Raw genomic sequence first — 15,058 nt, 5'->3', positions numbered from 1 at the left:
CGTTATTGTTTTAGACTCAGGCAAACATTACTAACAGGAGCCCAGAATGGGGCAGGCAACATCACCAGATTCAACTTTCTGGCAGCGATTACATCATAAAATTGACCATCTTTATCATGGCTCAAGCACCGGTGCCCGACGATTTCGTTGGGGCTTATTAGCATTTGATGCCATTACCATCCTGTATTTCTTATTAGCCTCTTTTTATCATCATATTGATGATTTTCATGTGCTTGAAGAGGCGATTGGTGTTATCTACTTGCTGGAGTTATTGGCCAGATTATATATCTGTAAATCAAAACTACGTTATCTCATTCACCCGGTTGGACTGGCCGATATTATTGTTATTATTTCCCTGCTGGCACCATCTTTGGCCGAGAATTTTAGTTTCTTACGAGTGATCCGTACGCTGCGATTACTACGCTCTTACCACATGCTGAAAAATCTTCGTAAACAGTCACGTTTCGTGCGAATGCATGAAGATGTGTTGTTCAGTATCGTCAATCTATTTGTGTTTATCTTTGTGATTACTGCCATTGTTTATGTGAGTCAGGTACACATCAACGACGATATTAATGATTATATCGATGCACTTTATTTCACTATAGCCACACTCACGACGACCGGGTTTGGTGATATAACGCTGGTGGGACATGATGGACATATTCTGGCGGTTCTCATCATGATCTTTGGTATCTCATTATTTTTAAGGCTCATTCAGACTATTTTTCGTCCAGGCAAAGTACGTTATGAATGTCCATCATGCGGCTTAAACCGTCATGATCATGATGCGATTCACTGTAAACATTGCGGTGAAGTCATCCATATCACCACAGAAGGAGAGTACTAAACATCACGGTTGTCATATGATTTCAGATGGCTACGAAGCGAAGTATATCGATACTTGACGACGTGTATATTGGGCTCGGACATCGTTGTCGTGTTCTTGCCTGCTTGTAGATTAACTTCAATCTTGCCTTTCTCATTATGTTGCTGTCATGATTTAATAGGATTGCCCCAAGGATGTGGGCAATTGAAAATGATTAAGGAAAATAAAATGAACAAATTTCTTCTAGGAAGCATTATTCTTCTCATCTCTGGCTGCCTGACCTTATCAGGTGAATACCAAGCCTTTGTTTTTGATGCCGATGGCAAGCAGCTCAATCAAAACTTAATTCTTAGAGCGAGTGGTTCTGGAATTTATTCCCTACGAAATTCCGTCTGCAACGCTTATCCTGGGGCAACAATTACCATTATCGATGTAGAAACAGGGGAAGAGTTAGAAAGTGAAAGTCCCTATCAGTGTTAGGTATCTAATCACCTACGCCAAATGGGTCATGCCATGATGCAGGTGTTATTTGTACATGGCATGGGCCGCTCCCCCTTATCTGGCTGGCCAATGCTGCGCCGCTTCAGACAGCATGGAATACGAACACAATCATTCAGTTACTGTGTGTCAAGACAATCCTTTGCGTCGATTCAGTCTCGACTGGAAAAGCGTATCGAAGCTATAGCCAGTGACGGTGAATATATTCTGATCGGGCATTCATTAGGTGGTGTGTTACTTAGGGCTGCTCTGGCAAATATGGACGACTCAGTCAAAGCACCCAAACAGCTTTTTCTGCTCGGCTCGCCTGTTAAAAAATCCAGATTAGCCGTTTATTTCCGCCGATATTGGATGTTTCGTTTCTTAACACAAGACTGCGGTGAGCTATTAGCCTCGAGTGAACGGATGCTGGATATTCCTGCGAGTGATTGCCCAGCAACGGCTGTTGTTGGCGTAAAAGGCATCAATGGGAAAAGCAGTCCGTTTAGAGATGAGTTAAATGATGGGGTGGTGTCTTTGTCTGAAGTCAGTGCGGATTGGATTCAAGACCAGATTCAGTTGCCTGTAATCCATAGTTTCTTACCTTCCAGTAAGCGAGTATCCAGTGTTATCTTGTCCAGGATTGTTTGATTCTATGCTTTAGCAAGGCTCTGGAGTTTATCCAGAGCCTATGTTGTCATTTAACGATGGTATTCACCTGCTCGTTCTGGCTGGTATAGGATTTCATCGACGTGCACGCGAATGGTTTGACCATCACGACCTGGCCAATCAATTTCATCACCCTCAACTAAGCCCAGCATGGCGCTGCCAGCAGGCGCCAGTATCGATATCGTCTTGCCATCTGTTGTCATGTCTTTTGGATAGACCAGCGTCAGGCAAAAAGTTTGATCTGAGGAAGATACCGAAAATTTAACGGTGGAGTTCATCGTTACCACATTAGGTGGGATTGCCGTAGGTTCAACAATGTCGGCGCGATCCAGTTCTGCTTCCAGATAGGATGTTCGTTCAGCTTCGACAGGCGTTAACCCATCCAAAATATGTTCTAAACGGTGTAAGTCTAGCTCTGAAACAATAATATTCGGTTGTGATACATTCATTTAATAACCTCTCAACATTAAGATGTAGCTGTACTGCGACAACGTGTTATAAATAAAAAATGGAAATAAAAAGGCGCGAACATCTCACTGTTCTGAACGATATCATGCCATAAAGTCTGAGGACTTATAAGCCTTATTCTGGCTTTATCTGGAGTATGAAAATTAGCCTGGAATACATATTCTAACGTGCTGTTAATCAATGTTATTTCTGCCTGATTCGGACCGAGGTGAAAAGCACTAATCCTTAATTTATGGGCGTGAAACATGATTTTCTGCTGAAGTGGCGGCAAAGTGCTTAGTCATTCGATAAATCAGTAGCTAACTCACTGCGATTACGCCCGTTCATTTTTCCTTGATAAAGTGCAAGATCGGCTGCTTTAATAATGTCGTCGATATGTTGATGAGGTAACTGGGTGGAAGCAATACCGATGGTGACGGTGAGTGGCTGATCAAGCTCATCCAAATTAAGATCTGATACAACATGTCTTAGTTTTTCTGCGAGAGTGAAAGCGGCTTTATGTGATGTGTCAGGTAATAACAGGATAAATTCTTCACCGCCAAATCGAGCTAAAACATCTGTTTGACGAATATGGTGCTTTAAACAATCGGCGACGTATTTCAAACAAGTGTCACCGATATCATGGCCATAGCGGTCGTTGATGCTTTTAAAAAAATCAATATCAATGAGTAAGATACTGAGAACTGCATGCTGCCGTTTTGCCTCAGCAAGACTGGCTTTAAGCTTGATGTCGAAGCCGCGACGATTAAGGAGTGAGGTTAAAGGATCCTGCTGAGCCAGTTGTTCAAGTTCGTTTGTCAGTGCTCGGTATCTGTTTTGAAAGAAAAGACCAAAATAGGTACTGACAAGGACGCTCATTGCCAACCAAAAACCTCGAGAAATAGACTTACTCTGGTTGTAGGCTTCACCAGTCAAATCCACAAAGAATTTACCCAAAGCCGTACAAAGAATGATTGCTATCAGCAATCCCATTCCGATAATAATAGATTGTTTCTTGCTGCCGAATAATGTAGCCATGATGGGATAGAGTGGAAGTAAAAAAGCAAACTGACTGTTCACGCCACCAGAAATGGCAATCAGGGGAATAATGGAAATAACAGCAACAAAAAAAAGCGCCGCCATTTCATAGGCAGGAAAACGATGACTGCGTATGAATAAATACACCGAAAATATAAGCACCGTATTGATACTGCCCATCACTGTAAAGTAGCTGGGTAGTTCTACAAAAAGAGGCCTGAAAATTGTACCTGAGGCCACAGCAATCAATGATATTAATGTAAATTGTAAAATCAGTTTATGGTTGAGATGGGCGTGCGATTGACCTGACATGGAGTGTCCCTGACCATGGTTTGCAAATTAACAGTAAGTTAGCATACTTCATTCTAAACTGATCACGCTGCTGACGTATTCGTTAAAGATGTTGATTAATTGACATCGCTAGAACATGAATAGCTAACAAGGAAGACACATTGAATAGTCAAAAACGACGTGCCGTTGCCACATTTTTTGCAGCAGGTGCCATAGATAAACAGCATATACCAATGGCACTAAGACGCTTAGGTTTAATGCCTGACAAACGCGTTTGGTTGCGGCTGTTTGAGCAGATTTTACTGGCCTCTGGCATAGTGGCGATGGCTTTATCAATGATTTTCTTTATCGCTTATAACTGGTCTGATATGGGCCGGTTCAGCAAATTCTTGTTGCTGGAAGCCAGCATCATTTTATCTGTCATGCTCTATTGCTATTTTGTGGCCAGAAAACTGGTCAGCAGAATGGCTTTATTGCTAGCCAGTTTATTGGTGGGGGCATTAATGGCCTTTTATGGTCAAACCTATCAAACGGGGGCAGATAGTTGGCAGCTGTTTTTCTACTGGGCCTTAGCGATCACACCATGGGTAGTTATTTCGAGATTCTCCAGTTTATGGCTACTCTGGTTGATGTTATTGAATCTTGCTTTAGTGTTGTATTTTGATACTTTTCATTCAATTTTTGGTTTGGTTTTTGACGCTCAAAATACTTTATTTTGGTGTTTGTTTGGCCTTAATAGTCTGGCATTGCTTATATGGGAGTGGTGCAGTAAGAAAATGGTGGCGCTGACTGAGCGTTGGCCACAACGGGTTATTGCCATCATAAGTGGTTGGGCTATTACGGCATTAGCGATTTATGTCAGTCTGGATAAACCGGAAGAACAGCTGCTGCCCTTGCTTATCTGGGTAGCTTGGTTGGTTATTTTTATGTTCGCTTATCGTCAATTGCGGCTTGATATTTTTATGTTGGCTGGTGGTTGCTTGTCAGCCATTTTGGTCATCATGACACTGCTAGGCCAGCATATTATTGAGTCAGGCGACGAGGCCGCACTATTACTGTTGTCGGTATTGATCATGGCCATGGGGGCGGGTGCAGCCTATTGGCTGAAACAGGTGCACAGGGAGAGTGAGTCATGAGCACTGAGGACAAAGTCTGGCTTACATTAAGCCAATCTGGTCTCGTTTCGGGGGCTAGACCTGAAGGCCTGAGCATATCCACGCCTTGGTATATCAAAACATTACTGGCAGTATCAGCTTGGTTAGCGGCAGTATTTTTGTTTGCTTTTCTGGCCGTGCTGTTTAATGGACTATTAGATTCAGTATTGGCAGATACACTGATTGGTAGTGTTTTTATATTAATCGCATATCACGTGCTTAAGAGTGAGCAGTCGGACTTCGTCGAGCATTTGGGACTAGCGTTCAGTATTGCTGGGCAGATTTTGTTAATTATGGCTATGTTGCATTGGGGAAGTGATGTCAATCATCTCAAGTGGCTTATTGCGCTTGGTTTAAATATATTTCTTATTTTTCTGATACCCAATTTTGTACATAGTGTGCTTTCTTCATTTCTTGCCTGTATTTGTCTAGCGGGTAGTTTAGCTCAATACGGTCTCTTTAGTATGTGCTCGCCACTGATCCTGTTTATTTTTGCCTGGTGCTGGATTCATGAGTTTAAAAATGCAAAGTGGTATCGATATGTGACGACTTTAGGTTATGGCTCTCTGTTTTCTTTACTGCTCATCGAAACAAACACATTTTTTCAGTCCGGTTTATTTTATTGGGGTCATCAGGTAGCAGTTAACCAGCATAGCTATTTTTACTATTTGAGTGCAATGATGACTGGCGCGGTTGTTATATATTCCTCAATAATGATTATTAATAAATATCAATCATTAATGATGAAAAGCTCTTGGTATATATTAGCTTTTGTGTTGGTGCTCTCAGGCATCACGTGGTCAATCAATGGTATGCACACAAGCATGGTTGTTTTGGCTCTGGGGCTGGCGACAACACATCGAATATTGATTGGACTTGGCAGCCTATACCTTTTATTCAGTATTAGCCATTATTACTATTCACTTGATACAACATTGTTATTGAAAGCGTTAAGTCTAGCCATCTTAGGGGGAGTATTGCTCGGCATACGTTGGTGTTTGCCCAAACTGTTTGGAGAATCAACATGAAACTGCATAAAGCGATGGCTGTCACGTCCTTGTTGTTGATTTTACTCACGGTTAATGCATTGGTGTATCAGCAGGAAAAGCTATTGTCTGATGGTGAAAAGATATTGTTGAAGTTGAGAGTGGTGGACCCTCGCTCGTTGATGCAGGGTGACTACATGGCCCTGGATTATGAACTGGCAGCACAGATTCGTATGCACTTGGCAGAACAGCGTCATGATGTGGACAGGCCATTGCGCCCTCAAGATGCGTTTGTGGTCGTCAAAGTCGATAAAGACAATGTGGCAGAATTTGTCCGAATCGATAATGATCAGCCATTAGCCGGCAACGAACGCCGTCTCTTTTTTCGGGTACGTAACAACAGCATCAAATTTGGTACGAATGCTTTCTTTTTTGAGGAGGGCACGGCGTCAAACTATCAGGATGCACAGTTTGCTGAGTTTCGAGTCAATCAGGAAGGGGACTTATTACTGGTCAATGTACAGTAATAAAATCACCCAACCCTTTATTAAGCACGTCCTGATTTTAATTTTGTATGTAAGGATCTCAATAAATTCTCTGTGTCCTCCCAGCTCAGACATGGATCAGTAATAGATTGGCCAAATATGGGGGGATGACCATCTTCCTGCTTACCGTCCACAATGTAACTCTCCAGCATTAGCCCCAACACATTGACATTGCCTGCTATTCGTTGGTCGATGACATCGTGTGAAATAGTCGTTTGTTTGCGATGTTGTCTGAGCGAGTTGTCATGGTTACAGTCAACTAAAACCTTGGGGCGACACTGATTGAATAAGAGCAAAGATATGGCTTGTTCTATCGACTCTTTATCGTAGTTTGTCAGTCCATTCCCCCCGCGCAGAACGAGATGTGTGTCTATGTTTCCAGCTGTATTTTTCATACCAATTTGACCATCACCATTGACTGTCAACGTGTGGTGCTGACTTGAAGAAGCTCGCATAGCATTGATGGCATTGTGAATACGACCATCAGTACCATTTTTAATACCGACGGGGCAGGGTAAGTCACTGACGAGTTCGCGATGAGGCTGTGATTCTGAAGTACGTGCTCCAATGGCTACCCAACTCACAAGATCACTGATGTAGTTCATGACAAGTGGATGAAGTGCTTCAGTGGCAATCGGCAAGCCAAGTTCAGCTAATTGCAGCAAAATACGTCTTGAGCTGTGTAAACCCAATGCCATATTACCTTGACCATTACGTAATGGATCATAGGCTAGCCCTTTCCAGCCAAGCGTTGTTCGGGGTTTTTCAACATACGCACGCATCACTATGAATAACTCGTCTTTAAGTTCAGCCGAGAGTTGTGCCAGTCGTCGACCATATTCCAGAGCGGCTTCCTCAGAGTCTATTGAGCAAGGACCCACAATGATCATCACTCGATCGTCTGCATCGTTAAGTAGCCGCCGGATGGATTGACGTTGTTCTGCTATCTGATGTTCCAGATTGTGTTTGATAGGAAGGGCCGCTTTGAGCTCAGCAGGTGTGGGTAGTCTGAGGCTCTCCGAATCGCATTCATGTTGTAACGTATCGATAGAAGCGGTCATGATAATGGTCCTTTTAAGCAGTCAGGACGAGACTGAGTCAAATGGTGCATCTGTTATTTCTCTACGCATTAAAAAACCCCGTTGGCTGACTGACCATCCGGGGTTTTTTAATGGTAGTCAGCATGATGCCGGACTACCTTAACGATTTTAAGTGTTAGAGGTGCGCCGGCTTTTGGCTATAAAAATAGCCATATGCAAACCACCAATACATCACAACACTCTCTGACAGGGTCAAGGAGAGTAGAACGGATTTTGCTGTTGTTGTTAATGTATTCATAACGCTATGTTAATTCATCTGGTGAAATTTGGAAACCAACTGATTTCTTCAAACAGTCATTATTGACACCAAGGGCAGGCAAGAGGTTCACCGATAAAAATGCCTTCACCTGGCTGTTGAACTGATTTCCAATAGGCTTCAATAAGTGTGTCACCATCCATATAACTGGGAATTAGGATATAGGGATTAGGAAATTTTTGTGGGTAATTGCAGGGTTCAACCACCGTGCCATAACTCCCTGTTGCTCCAGCCTCAAGCCAACGATACGCTTTCATTTGCCCTTGTTTGCGGATGCCTGCACCACCGACAGAAGTTAAATGATCGGCAATCGCACCAGGTAAAAAGAGATTACTACTGATATCGGGTACCTGAACATAGCCCGTCATATAAAACATGACATCGCGTTTGTTTCTTATGCTGGTGCCTTTTGTTCGTTTGCGGTCATCAACATAATGAATTTCTATGCCGTTTCTTTCTGGCCAGATATCGGCAATTTTTTTAAACATCCGCCAACGCGTGCTACGTTGATTATCCTGTGTACGGACAAGATAAGCATGACCTGAAGGCGCACTTTTATCAGCTCTGATGCCTCGTTCAATCAGTTTTTTGGCATCGATAAGATGACGTCCGCTCAACATCATACTCAAAGGTCTATCAGTGTTTTGCCAGAGATGTTCTGATTTAGCATTATAAAAAGGGCTGTCTGCGGTAGGGTGACAACCCGATGGCCGCTGCTTGTTATGACTACAATAGCTTTCATCAAAGCCCAGACTCAATGCACTGGTTAGTGACATACAGCCGACGCGATAGGGGGCATGCCATGTCAGTAACAAAACCTTAATGTTCTCTGTCAAATGCGGTTTGATTTGAGACTCAATCACTGCAAATTGTTCGGGCGAAAGCGTCGATGAAGCTTCCTTGATAGATAGTCCGAGCATTTGTTCGGCTGGCACACTACGTTTTTCAGCATAGAAGTCAGCAATCTTTTCAGATAAGACATCGCCTTGTTTGTAGAGAATGAGGACATTTTTTCCTGATAGTGATGTGGCGGCATTAGCTAGAGATGCGGCGGTGGGCATCAAGCACAAGCCAGCAATTGTCAGTAAGTGTGATAGAGACAGCAACATATTCACCTATAAAAGTTCATAGTTAGTCTATGTCAGTGTTTTAGGGCAATCAATGAAAACTATTGAGAGTGAGCATCATCGCTTTAGTCATGTTATTCATAAACGGTTTATGCCCGCTTAATGGATATAACCGTTGCCATATAAATGTTTATCTTTGGTATATAAATGCTTGTGTGCATTCAATACCGTGTTTAGTATGAGAGAATAACTCGAAAAGCGGGAAAAGGTATTTCCAAGGATATGAAAACCAATCATAAAGATGCAGAAAAGTGGAAAGAAAAGTTCACGGAGTTAAGTCAGACTTTAGATAAGCAAAAAGCCTACGAACTCTTACTTGAGCGCGGTCTTTCCAGATTAGCACTGGTCTCACATGGTTTGGATATGGCGTTGGATGACCAGCTTGATAAGCTTAGAAAACATCTTCGCACCTCAGTCAGAGATAAGACGCTTGTTGAAAGCATCCTTGAAGAAATCGAAACGGCTATCAGTCGCATGGATGAGGATAAACTCTCCCAATCAACATTAACGACCTTACTAATTAGTCTAATAGATAAAATTGACTGGCCAGATAATAAGAAAAAGCATGTGCTGAAATTACGTAAGCGCGCTGTAAAAAAAGCTGACGATGCCCTACCACAAATGCTTGATGAACTCACTGAACTGATTGATGAGTGCATGACATCAACATCAAAAGAGGATGAAGAACGAGGTCTGTTTTCCAGATTTTTCCAGAATAAACAAAGCCAACATAATCTTAATAAAACAACCATTACAGCGCGCGTTTCGCACGCCAATCTATCTGCTACATCCGATGAGAAAGCAGATACTACACCGTCAGAAGCGATAGAGGATAAGGTTATCACGCCTCAAGCGCTTCTGATCGAGCTACTGGAGCGTTTATCTTTACCAACAGAGTTTAGTTCAAAAGCCTCAGAGCTCAGATTGAAAATTCATGATGGTCTCAAAGCAGAGGATGTCCCGAAAACGATTTCATCCATAGCTGACATAGTCAGTCAGTTAAGTTCATCGGTGATGGCAGAGAAGAAAGAATATGAAAGCTTTCTTAGGGATTTAACAAAAAAAATTACCTCACTGGATAAGTACCTATACGAAGTTGTACAAGAAGATCTCTCTGCCTACGAAGAGCGACACAAGTTAGCTGGTGATGTTGAACAGACCATGGTTGGGCTGAGAACAGATGTTGAGAGTGCGGCAGACTTCGATGATATCAAACATCTACTCAGCCAACGACTAGATCACCTCAATGAACAAATCACGCATTATCAACACGCTGACAATACCCGTTTTGCCAATTCACAAAAACAAATTGAAGCACTGACGCAACGATTACATGAAATGGAGTCTGAGGCTAACGAACTGCGATTGGCCACCAGTAAGGCTCGGGCATTGGCGATGAAGGATCCGCTGACAGGTATCTGGAACCGTCAGGCGCTGACTGAGGTTTTACAGACAGAATACAGCCGCTGGACGCGTTACCAAAAATCACTAACCATGGTCATTTGGGACGTCGATTATTTTAAATCCGTTAATGATAAGTTTGGTCATAGTGCGGGTGATGTGGTGTTAAAGACTATCGCTCGTATCTTTAAGGATTCCACAAGACAAGCTGATTTTATTGCGCGTTATGGCGGAGAGGAGTTTGTTGGTCTATTTCCTGAAATTGATTTAGAACAGGCTCTGGACATGGCGAATAAAATCCGTCAGACCATTGAAAAAACACAGTTCCAGCATAATGGTATCTCTGTACCGATTACCGCGTCAGCAGGGTTAGCCTGTTTTGAAAAAGGTGACACGATCGAGGATGTATTCAAGCGAGCAGATAAAGCGTTATACGAAGCCAAAGGACAGGGAAGGAACAATTGTCAGGTAGAGCGCAGGTCAGTTTAGGAACTATTCCGGGTGTGATCACTGTCAACTTATACACTTGATGAAATAAATGTCGATTTGTTTTTGACAAGCGATTGATTTGTTTATCAAGTTTTTTAATTCATATAAGGAGATAGTATGAGTATTGTGAAAACGGGTTCAGCCATTTATAAAAGTTTAGGCAAAAAAGGTGAAGCCAGCGTTAGTACAGAAACGCCAGCACTGAATGAGCACCCTTATGGTTTCACCAGCCGCTTCGAAGGTGGCAAAGGGACTAACCCGGAAGAACTCCTTGCTGCAGCCCATGCCGCCTGTTTTACCATGGCTCTCTCATTTGCCCTTGAAGGCGAAGGCTACAAAGAAGGCGATTTGCATACGGATGTTTCCATTTATCTCGACGAAGACGGTGATGGTTTTAAGATAAGCCGCTCAAAGCTTTCCTTAACAGCGAATGTGAAAGCGATTGATGAAAAAGAGTTTGACCGTATTGCCCATGAAACGAAATTGGGCTGTCCCGTCAGTAAATTATTCAATGCAGACATTGAGCTTGAATACACATTAAACGCCGCATAGTCAGCTGGCGAATACCATTTAAAGGCTCCATTTAATCCATAATCAACGGTTAATGGGGCCTTTTTTTATGCATGAACTGTTATGTGTTGTGACATAACTGCAGCTTCACATAATATGTGTTTAAGCTAGGTATTAACTAATGGTTTAACGCGCGTTATTGCACACTCAAGTGGCTGCAAGGTAGAACTTAATCTCGGTAAGTTTAAGTGTCAGGTTTCAGGCTGGTTCTGAACAGAGATACTTAACTGAACACCACTATTTAATGTGTCAGGAATTGTTAATGATGAGTGAGTTTATGGAATCGAACCTAATCCCCAAATATAAGAATGATAAGAAAACACTGACCAAATCAGTTAACACAATATTCAGTCAGCTGATCGTTGGCTGTTCAATAGTCATTGGTCTCGCTGTTAGCCCAGCGGTTTTTGCCATGACGGATCCGGTATCTCCTCCCTCAGGAGAAAAATTCACCTATGCTTGGCTAAAAGGCTATGCAAGGGCCTTGTCAGAAAAAGCCTATGTTAGTCATAAAGGTGAGTTACCTGAGAGCATTAAAGGTATGAGCTGGGATGATTATCAGCAGCTACAGTTCAACAAAGATAAAGCTTTATGGCGTGATGATGACAGTGAGTTTCGTGCTGAGCTATTTCACTTAGGCTTATATTTTGATACACCGGTGCATATTTCAGAACTCAAAGATGGCGAGACGACACCTATCGAATACACATCAACGATGTTTGACTACGGTAAGACAAGCATTGATGGTAAAGCCTTGCCTGAGGATCTTGGTTATGCAGGGTTCAGAATGCAATTTCATACCGATTGGAAACGTGACGTCATTGCTTTTCTGGGGGCCAGCTATTTTCGTGCAGTAGGTAAAGAAATGCAGTACGGATTATCTGCAAGGGGCTTAGCGGTTGATACAGCTTTGCCTAGAGCCGAAGAGTTTCCCATGTTTACCCATTTCTGGCTAGAAGAGCCTAAACCTGGCAGTGATATCACGACGGTATATGCCTTACTAGACTCTGAGAGTATTACAGGGGCTTATCGCTTCGATATTCAGCCGGGTGACCGATTGAAAGTGAAAGTCGATTCGGCGCTATATCCACGTAAAGCTATTGAACGTCTCGGCATTGCTCCACTGACCAGTATGTATATGGTGGGTGAAAACGACAAACGTACTGCTTGGGATTGGCGGCCTGAAATTCATGATTCTGACGGTTTGTCAGTACATATGGGCAATGGCGAGTGGATCTGGCGACCACTGACCAACCCACGACATCTTAGATTTAATGCCTATGCTGATAACAATCCAAAAGGGTTCGGTCTGATGCAACGTGATCGTAATTTTGATCATTATCAGGATGATGGCGTATTTTATGACCGTCGTCCCAGCCTGTGGATTGAGCCTGAAGGCAACTGGGGTAAAGGATCGATTCAACTGGTTGAAATTCCAACCATGGATGAAACCTTTGATAATATTGTTGCCTTCTGGAATCCAGAACAACCTGTGAAAGCCGGTGAGGAATTACTTTACAGCTATAAAATGTATTGGGGAGGTGTGCCACCTGTTGAACCAGAACGTGCCAAAGTGGTGGACACATTTACAGGCATTGGCGGTGTAATTGGTCAACGTCGTGAATATTATAGTAAACGTTTTGTGATTGACTTTGCTGGTGGCAGTTTATCTATGCTGGGCGATGATATAAATGTTAAGCCCGTCATTACCACTTCTGCCGGTAAGGTCGAAATCACATCAGCTCGACCACAACATGCGATTGATGGTTATCGTGCTATGTTTGATGTGGTTCCACCTGATAATACAACCGACCCTATCAATCTTCGTGTGTATTTAGAAGCCAATGGTCAACCATTGACGGAAACCTGGATTTATCAGTGGACACCACCGCCACAAGATGAACGCGACTTGCGTAATCCATAAATAAAATTAAACGCATAGAAATAAGGCGGCCAATGGCCGCCTTATTTATTGGATTAGTTATTTTCACCTGCTCGAAGCAAGGGCATCAGTTCAGCCAGATCACGTTCTGGTAAATCAATGAAAACGTTTACGTCTTCGGGTTCATTTTCCAGCATACTCAGTAAGCTATTCAGACCATGGCTGACGGCATCTGTTCTGACTTTTTGTGTGGTGAAGTTATTAATGAAACCACCGATAGCCTGCTTGGGGTTAGCAAGCGCATAAGTATTGTTTTCGTTATAGGTGTTTTGTAATAACCAGCGACTGGTTTTACGAACTGCATCGCGATATTGGTCACAGTTGCCGAGGTTCTGCTGCTCACAAAACGGTACCATTTCCCCCATAACTTCATTGATCCAGCCATTACCACTGGTGGTCATCGCATCAAGATATCGACCATGGTTATAAGCATCGTCTGCCTGGTTGATCTGGCGTTCCAATAACACATCACCAATTTGTAGAATGGTTTTTTTATAGACCGGTGTGGGGTCTACTTTGGCCAGATCGATTAATGCCATCATGATCCAGCTCGATGAAACGGAGTTGGCAGGGCGATAGTCATCGCCAACCAGCGCACCATGTAATCCGACTTCACGTATTAAATGACCGGCTACGAGTTTGGCCGCATCGAGGTATTTTGTATTGTTTGTAATGGCATAGAGCCGTGAGAGCGCTGAGACCACTTGGCCTGAATAGAGAATAGATTGTTTATCGGAGTAGGTCCACTCGTTATTTGTGCACTCTGCCACAGGGGTCACTTTGCCATCTTCCTGAATCATTTTTAATAGCCAATCACCAGCAGATTGAGCAGCTTTAAGGTATTTTTCTTCCTCCGGTGTCATTTGATGTAACTGTAATAATGTAAAGAGCGTTTTTGATGTGGTGCCGACCACTACACGACAGGTTTCTTCGTTCGTTTGCGGATCGACACCATAATCAAAGCCGCCGGCATTGGGACCAGAAGTTAACTGTCTATCGAGTAAAAATTGTGCCATTCCATCAAAATATGACTGTAACTCAATGTCTTTTTGAAATTGATTTAAACGAATGAGCGTATTGAGTGTCGTGGCTGAGTATGTGGTCCGCAGCAATTTCTCAGAAGTATCTTGATCGGCATCATAAAATTTATAAACGCCTGAGTAGTCTCTATTAATCGCGCGTAGCAAATACGCTTTACTCTGTTTTATTTGTGTCTTGACACGTTCTCTGTCGACATGGCGGACAATGACGCGATCCCCCTGAATTTCATACGCCTGATTATGATTATTGACCATGGCGTAGACCTGGTTAGGGTGATAGTCAAAACTGATTTTGAAGAAATAATCATCTAGATCTGTTTTCGATTTAACAAGCGTGTCACCCAGCGAAGACTTCGTGGCTTGTTGCAGTACATCCGTCAGCGATGGACCTTCTGCGCTGCCAGCGCCAATCTGCTCGCCATTGTGGTAACTGTTGATGTGAATCTGCCAGTGCGTTTGTTGATAATGATTACGCCACGCGTTTTCTATGTCGACCAGCGCTGTTTTTGTTGAATTATCTTCATTGTCTAAAGCAACACTTCTCACATAGTTAACGATTTCCGTTCGAAAAGTCTGATGATCAATGTGTAGTGCTTCATTCTCTAATTTTGTTTTAGCTTGGTCGGCGTGCACTAGTGGGATAAACAAAATAGTGAGCACCACACTCATAACAAATCTCATCATACCTATCTCCTTT

15 protein-coding genes are annotated in these 15,058 nt (G+C 42.9%); 10 read left to right on the top strand and 5 right to left on the bottom strand.

Going from position 1 to position 15,058, the window contains the following annotated elements:
* The first annotated feature begins 46 nt into the window (after positions 1–46).
* The 3 genes from B3014_RS02785 (at position 47) to B3014_RS02775 (ending at position 1,957) form a co-directional block, all read left to right on the top strand.
* Complete coding sequence (locus B3014_RS02785) at positions 47–850, top strand: potassium channel family protein (RefSeq protein ID WP_289244379.1); 804 nt, start codon at positions 47–49, stop codon at positions 848–850.
* Between the two features lie 207 nt (positions 851–1,057).
* The gene (locus B3014_RS02780) at positions 1,058–1,309 is read left to right on the top strand and encodes a hypothetical protein (RefSeq protein ID WP_289244378.1); all 252 of its coding nucleotides are present in this window, start codon (positions 1,058–1,060) and stop codon (positions 1,307–1,309) included.
* 33 nt (positions 1,310–1,342) lie between these two features.
* Positions 1,343–1,957 (top strand): esterase/lipase family protein, encoded by a 615-nt coding sequence (locus B3014_RS02775; RefSeq protein ID WP_289244377.1) that lies wholly within the window; start codon positions 1,343–1,345, stop codon positions 1,955–1,957.
* Positions 1,958–2,007: 50 nt separating this feature from the next.
* Here the strand turns inward: B3014_RS02775 and rnk are convergent, their stop codons facing one another.
* Both rnk and B3014_RS02765 read right to left on the bottom strand, forming a co-directional pair.
* Entirely contained in the window at positions 2,008–2,424 is a 417-nt protein-coding gene (gene rnk / locus B3014_RS02770) for a nucleoside diphosphate kinase regulator (RefSeq protein WP_286304506.1), read from the bottom strand.
* Positions 2,425–2,719: 295 nt separating this feature from the next.
* Complete coding sequence (locus B3014_RS02765) at positions 2,720–3,772, bottom strand: GGDEF domain-containing protein (RefSeq protein WP_289244376.1); 1,053 nt, start codon at positions 3,770–3,772, stop codon at positions 2,720–2,722.
* Between the two features lie 140 nt (positions 3,773–3,912).
* Here B3014_RS02765 and B3014_RS02760 point away from each other — a divergent pair, with 140 nt between their 5' ends.
* The 3 genes from B3014_RS02760 to B3014_RS02750 are packed head-to-tail and all read left to right on the top strand — an operon-like array spanning position 3,913 to position 6,418.
* Positions 3,913–4,887 carry a DUF2157 domain-containing protein gene (locus tag B3014_RS02760; protein ID WP_289244375.1) on the top strand — a complete coding sequence of 325 codons (975 nt, stop codon included), beginning with the start codon at positions 3,913–3,915 and terminating at the stop codon, positions 4,885–4,887.
* Positions 4,884–5,933 (top strand): DUF4401 domain-containing protein, encoded by a 1,050-nt coding sequence (locus B3014_RS02755; protein WP_289244374.1) that lies wholly within the window; start codon positions 4,884–4,886, stop codon positions 5,931–5,933. Before B3014_RS02760 ends, B3014_RS02755 begins: the two co-directional genes overlap by 4 nt.
* Positions 5,930–6,418: a GDYXXLXY domain-containing protein gene (locus B3014_RS02750; RefSeq protein ID WP_289244373.1), complete on the top strand. Its 489-nt coding sequence runs from the start codon at positions 5,930–5,932 to the stop codon at positions 6,416–6,418. Before B3014_RS02755 ends, B3014_RS02750 begins: the two co-directional genes overlap by 4 nt.
* 20 nt (positions 6,419–6,438) lie before the next feature.
* Here B3014_RS02750 and B3014_RS02745 read toward each other — a convergent pair whose 3' ends face one another.
* Positions 6,439–7,497: a 3-deoxy-7-phosphoheptulonate synthase gene (locus B3014_RS02745; protein WP_289244372.1), complete on the bottom strand. Its 1,059-nt coding sequence runs from the start codon at positions 7,495–7,497 to the stop codon at positions 6,439–6,441.
* Here B3014_RS02745 and B3014_RS02740 point away from each other — a divergent pair.
* Positions 7,496–7,639, top strand: coding sequence for a hypothetical protein (locus B3014_RS02740; RefSeq protein WP_289244371.1), 144 nt, complete (start codon positions 7,496–7,498; stop codon positions 7,637–7,639). The genes B3014_RS02745 and B3014_RS02740 overlap by 2 nt on opposite strands.
* 194 nt (positions 7,640–7,833) lie before the next feature.
* Here B3014_RS02740 and B3014_RS02735 read toward each other — a convergent pair whose 3' ends face one another.
* Positions 7,834–8,901 (bottom strand): TIGR03790 family protein, encoded by a 1,068-nt coding sequence (locus B3014_RS02735; protein ID WP_289244370.1) that lies wholly within the window; start codon positions 8,899–8,901, stop codon positions 7,834–7,836.
* A gap of 240 nt (positions 8,902–9,141) precedes the next feature.
* Here B3014_RS02735 and B3014_RS02730 point away from each other — a divergent pair, with 240 nt between their 5' ends.
* The 3 genes from B3014_RS02730 to B3014_RS02720 all read left to right on the top strand — a co-directional run bounded on the left by B3014_RS02730 (position 9,142) and on the right by B3014_RS02720 (position 13,303).
* Positions 9,142–10,809, top strand: a complete 1,668-nt coding sequence (locus tag B3014_RS02730; RefSeq protein ID WP_289244369.1) for a GGDEF domain-containing protein — start codon at positions 9,142–9,144, stop codon at positions 10,807–10,809.
* 117 nt (positions 10,810–10,926) lie between these two features.
* Complete coding sequence (locus B3014_RS02725; RefSeq protein ID WP_289244368.1) at positions 10,927–11,361, top strand: OsmC family peroxiredoxin; 435 nt, start codon at positions 10,927–10,929, stop codon at positions 11,359–11,361.
* A 295-nt stretch (positions 11,362–11,656) separates the two neighbouring features.
* On the top strand, positions 11,657–13,303 hold the full coding sequence (locus tag B3014_RS02720; protein ID WP_289244367.1) for a glucan biosynthesis protein: 1,647 nt from the start codon (positions 11,657–11,659) through the stop codon (positions 13,301–13,303).
* Positions 13,304–13,356: 53 nt separating this feature from the next.
* Here the strand turns inward: B3014_RS02720 and B3014_RS02715 are convergent, their stop codons facing one another.
* Positions 13,357–15,045 (bottom strand): glycoside hydrolase family 76 protein, encoded by a 1,689-nt coding sequence (locus B3014_RS02715; RefSeq protein WP_289244366.1) that lies wholly within the window; start codon positions 15,043–15,045, stop codon positions 13,357–13,359.
* Positions 15,046–15,058: the final 13 nt, after the last annotated feature.

Origin of the sequence: Methylophaga sp. UBA678, from assembly GCF_002299105.1 — a bacterium.
GTDB classification, from domain to species: domain Bacteria; phylum Pseudomonadota; class Gammaproteobacteria; order Nitrosococcales; family Methylophagaceae; genus Methylophaga; species Methylophaga marina.
This window is presented reverse-complemented; position numbering and strand designations above follow the sequence as displayed.

Bases quoted from the DNA above. Each gene is read 5' to 3' on its own strand.
- rnk (WP_286304506.1), bottom strand. From the start codon at position 2,424: ATGAATGTATCACAACCGAATATTATTGTTTCAGAGCTAGACTTACAC.
- B3014_RS02765 (WP_289244376.1), bottom strand. From the start codon at position 3,772: ATGTCAGGTCAATCGCACGCCCATCTCAACCATAAACTGATTTTACAA.
- B3014_RS02715 (WP_289244366.1), bottom strand. From the start codon at position 15,045: ATGATGAGATTTGTTATGAGTGTGGTGCTCACTATTTTGTTTATCCCA.
- B3014_RS02775 (WP_289244377.1), top strand. From the start codon at position 1,343: ATGATGCAGGTGTTATTTGTACATGGCATGGGCCGCTCCCCCTTATCT.
- B3014_RS02780 (WP_289244378.1), top strand. From the start codon at position 1,058: ATGAACAAATTTCTTCTAGGAAGCATTATTCTTCTCATCTCTGGCTGC.
- B3014_RS02735 (WP_289244370.1), bottom strand. From the start codon at position 8,901: ATGTTGCTGTCTCTATCACACTTACTGACAATTGCTGGCTTGTGCTTG.
- B3014_RS02725 (WP_289244368.1), top strand. From the start codon at position 10,927: ATGAGTATTGTGAAAACGGGTTCAGCCATTTATAAAAGTTTAGGCAAA.
- B3014_RS02740 (WP_289244371.1), top strand. From the start codon at position 7,496: ATGATAATGGTCCTTTTAAGCAGTCAGGACGAGACTGAGTCAAATGGT.
- B3014_RS02750 (WP_289244373.1), top strand. From the start codon at position 5,930: ATGAAACTGCATAAAGCGATGGCTGTCACGTCCTTGTTGTTGATTTTA.
- B3014_RS02755 (WP_289244374.1), top strand. From the start codon at position 4,884: ATGAGCACTGAGGACAAAGTCTGGCTTACATTAAGCCAATCTGGTCTC.
- B3014_RS02720 (WP_289244367.1), top strand. From the start codon at position 11,657: ATGGAATCGAACCTAATCCCCAAATATAAGAATGATAAGAAAACACTG.
- B3014_RS02745 (WP_289244372.1), bottom strand. From the start codon at position 7,497: ATGACCGCTTCTATCGATACGTTACAACATGAATGCGATTCGGAGAGC.
- B3014_RS02785 (WP_289244379.1), top strand. From the start codon at position 47: ATGGGGCAGGCAACATCACCAGATTCAACTTTCTGGCAGCGATTACAT.
- B3014_RS02730 (WP_289244369.1), top strand. From the start codon at position 9,142: ATGAAAACCAATCATAAAGATGCAGAAAAGTGGAAAGAAAAGTTCACG.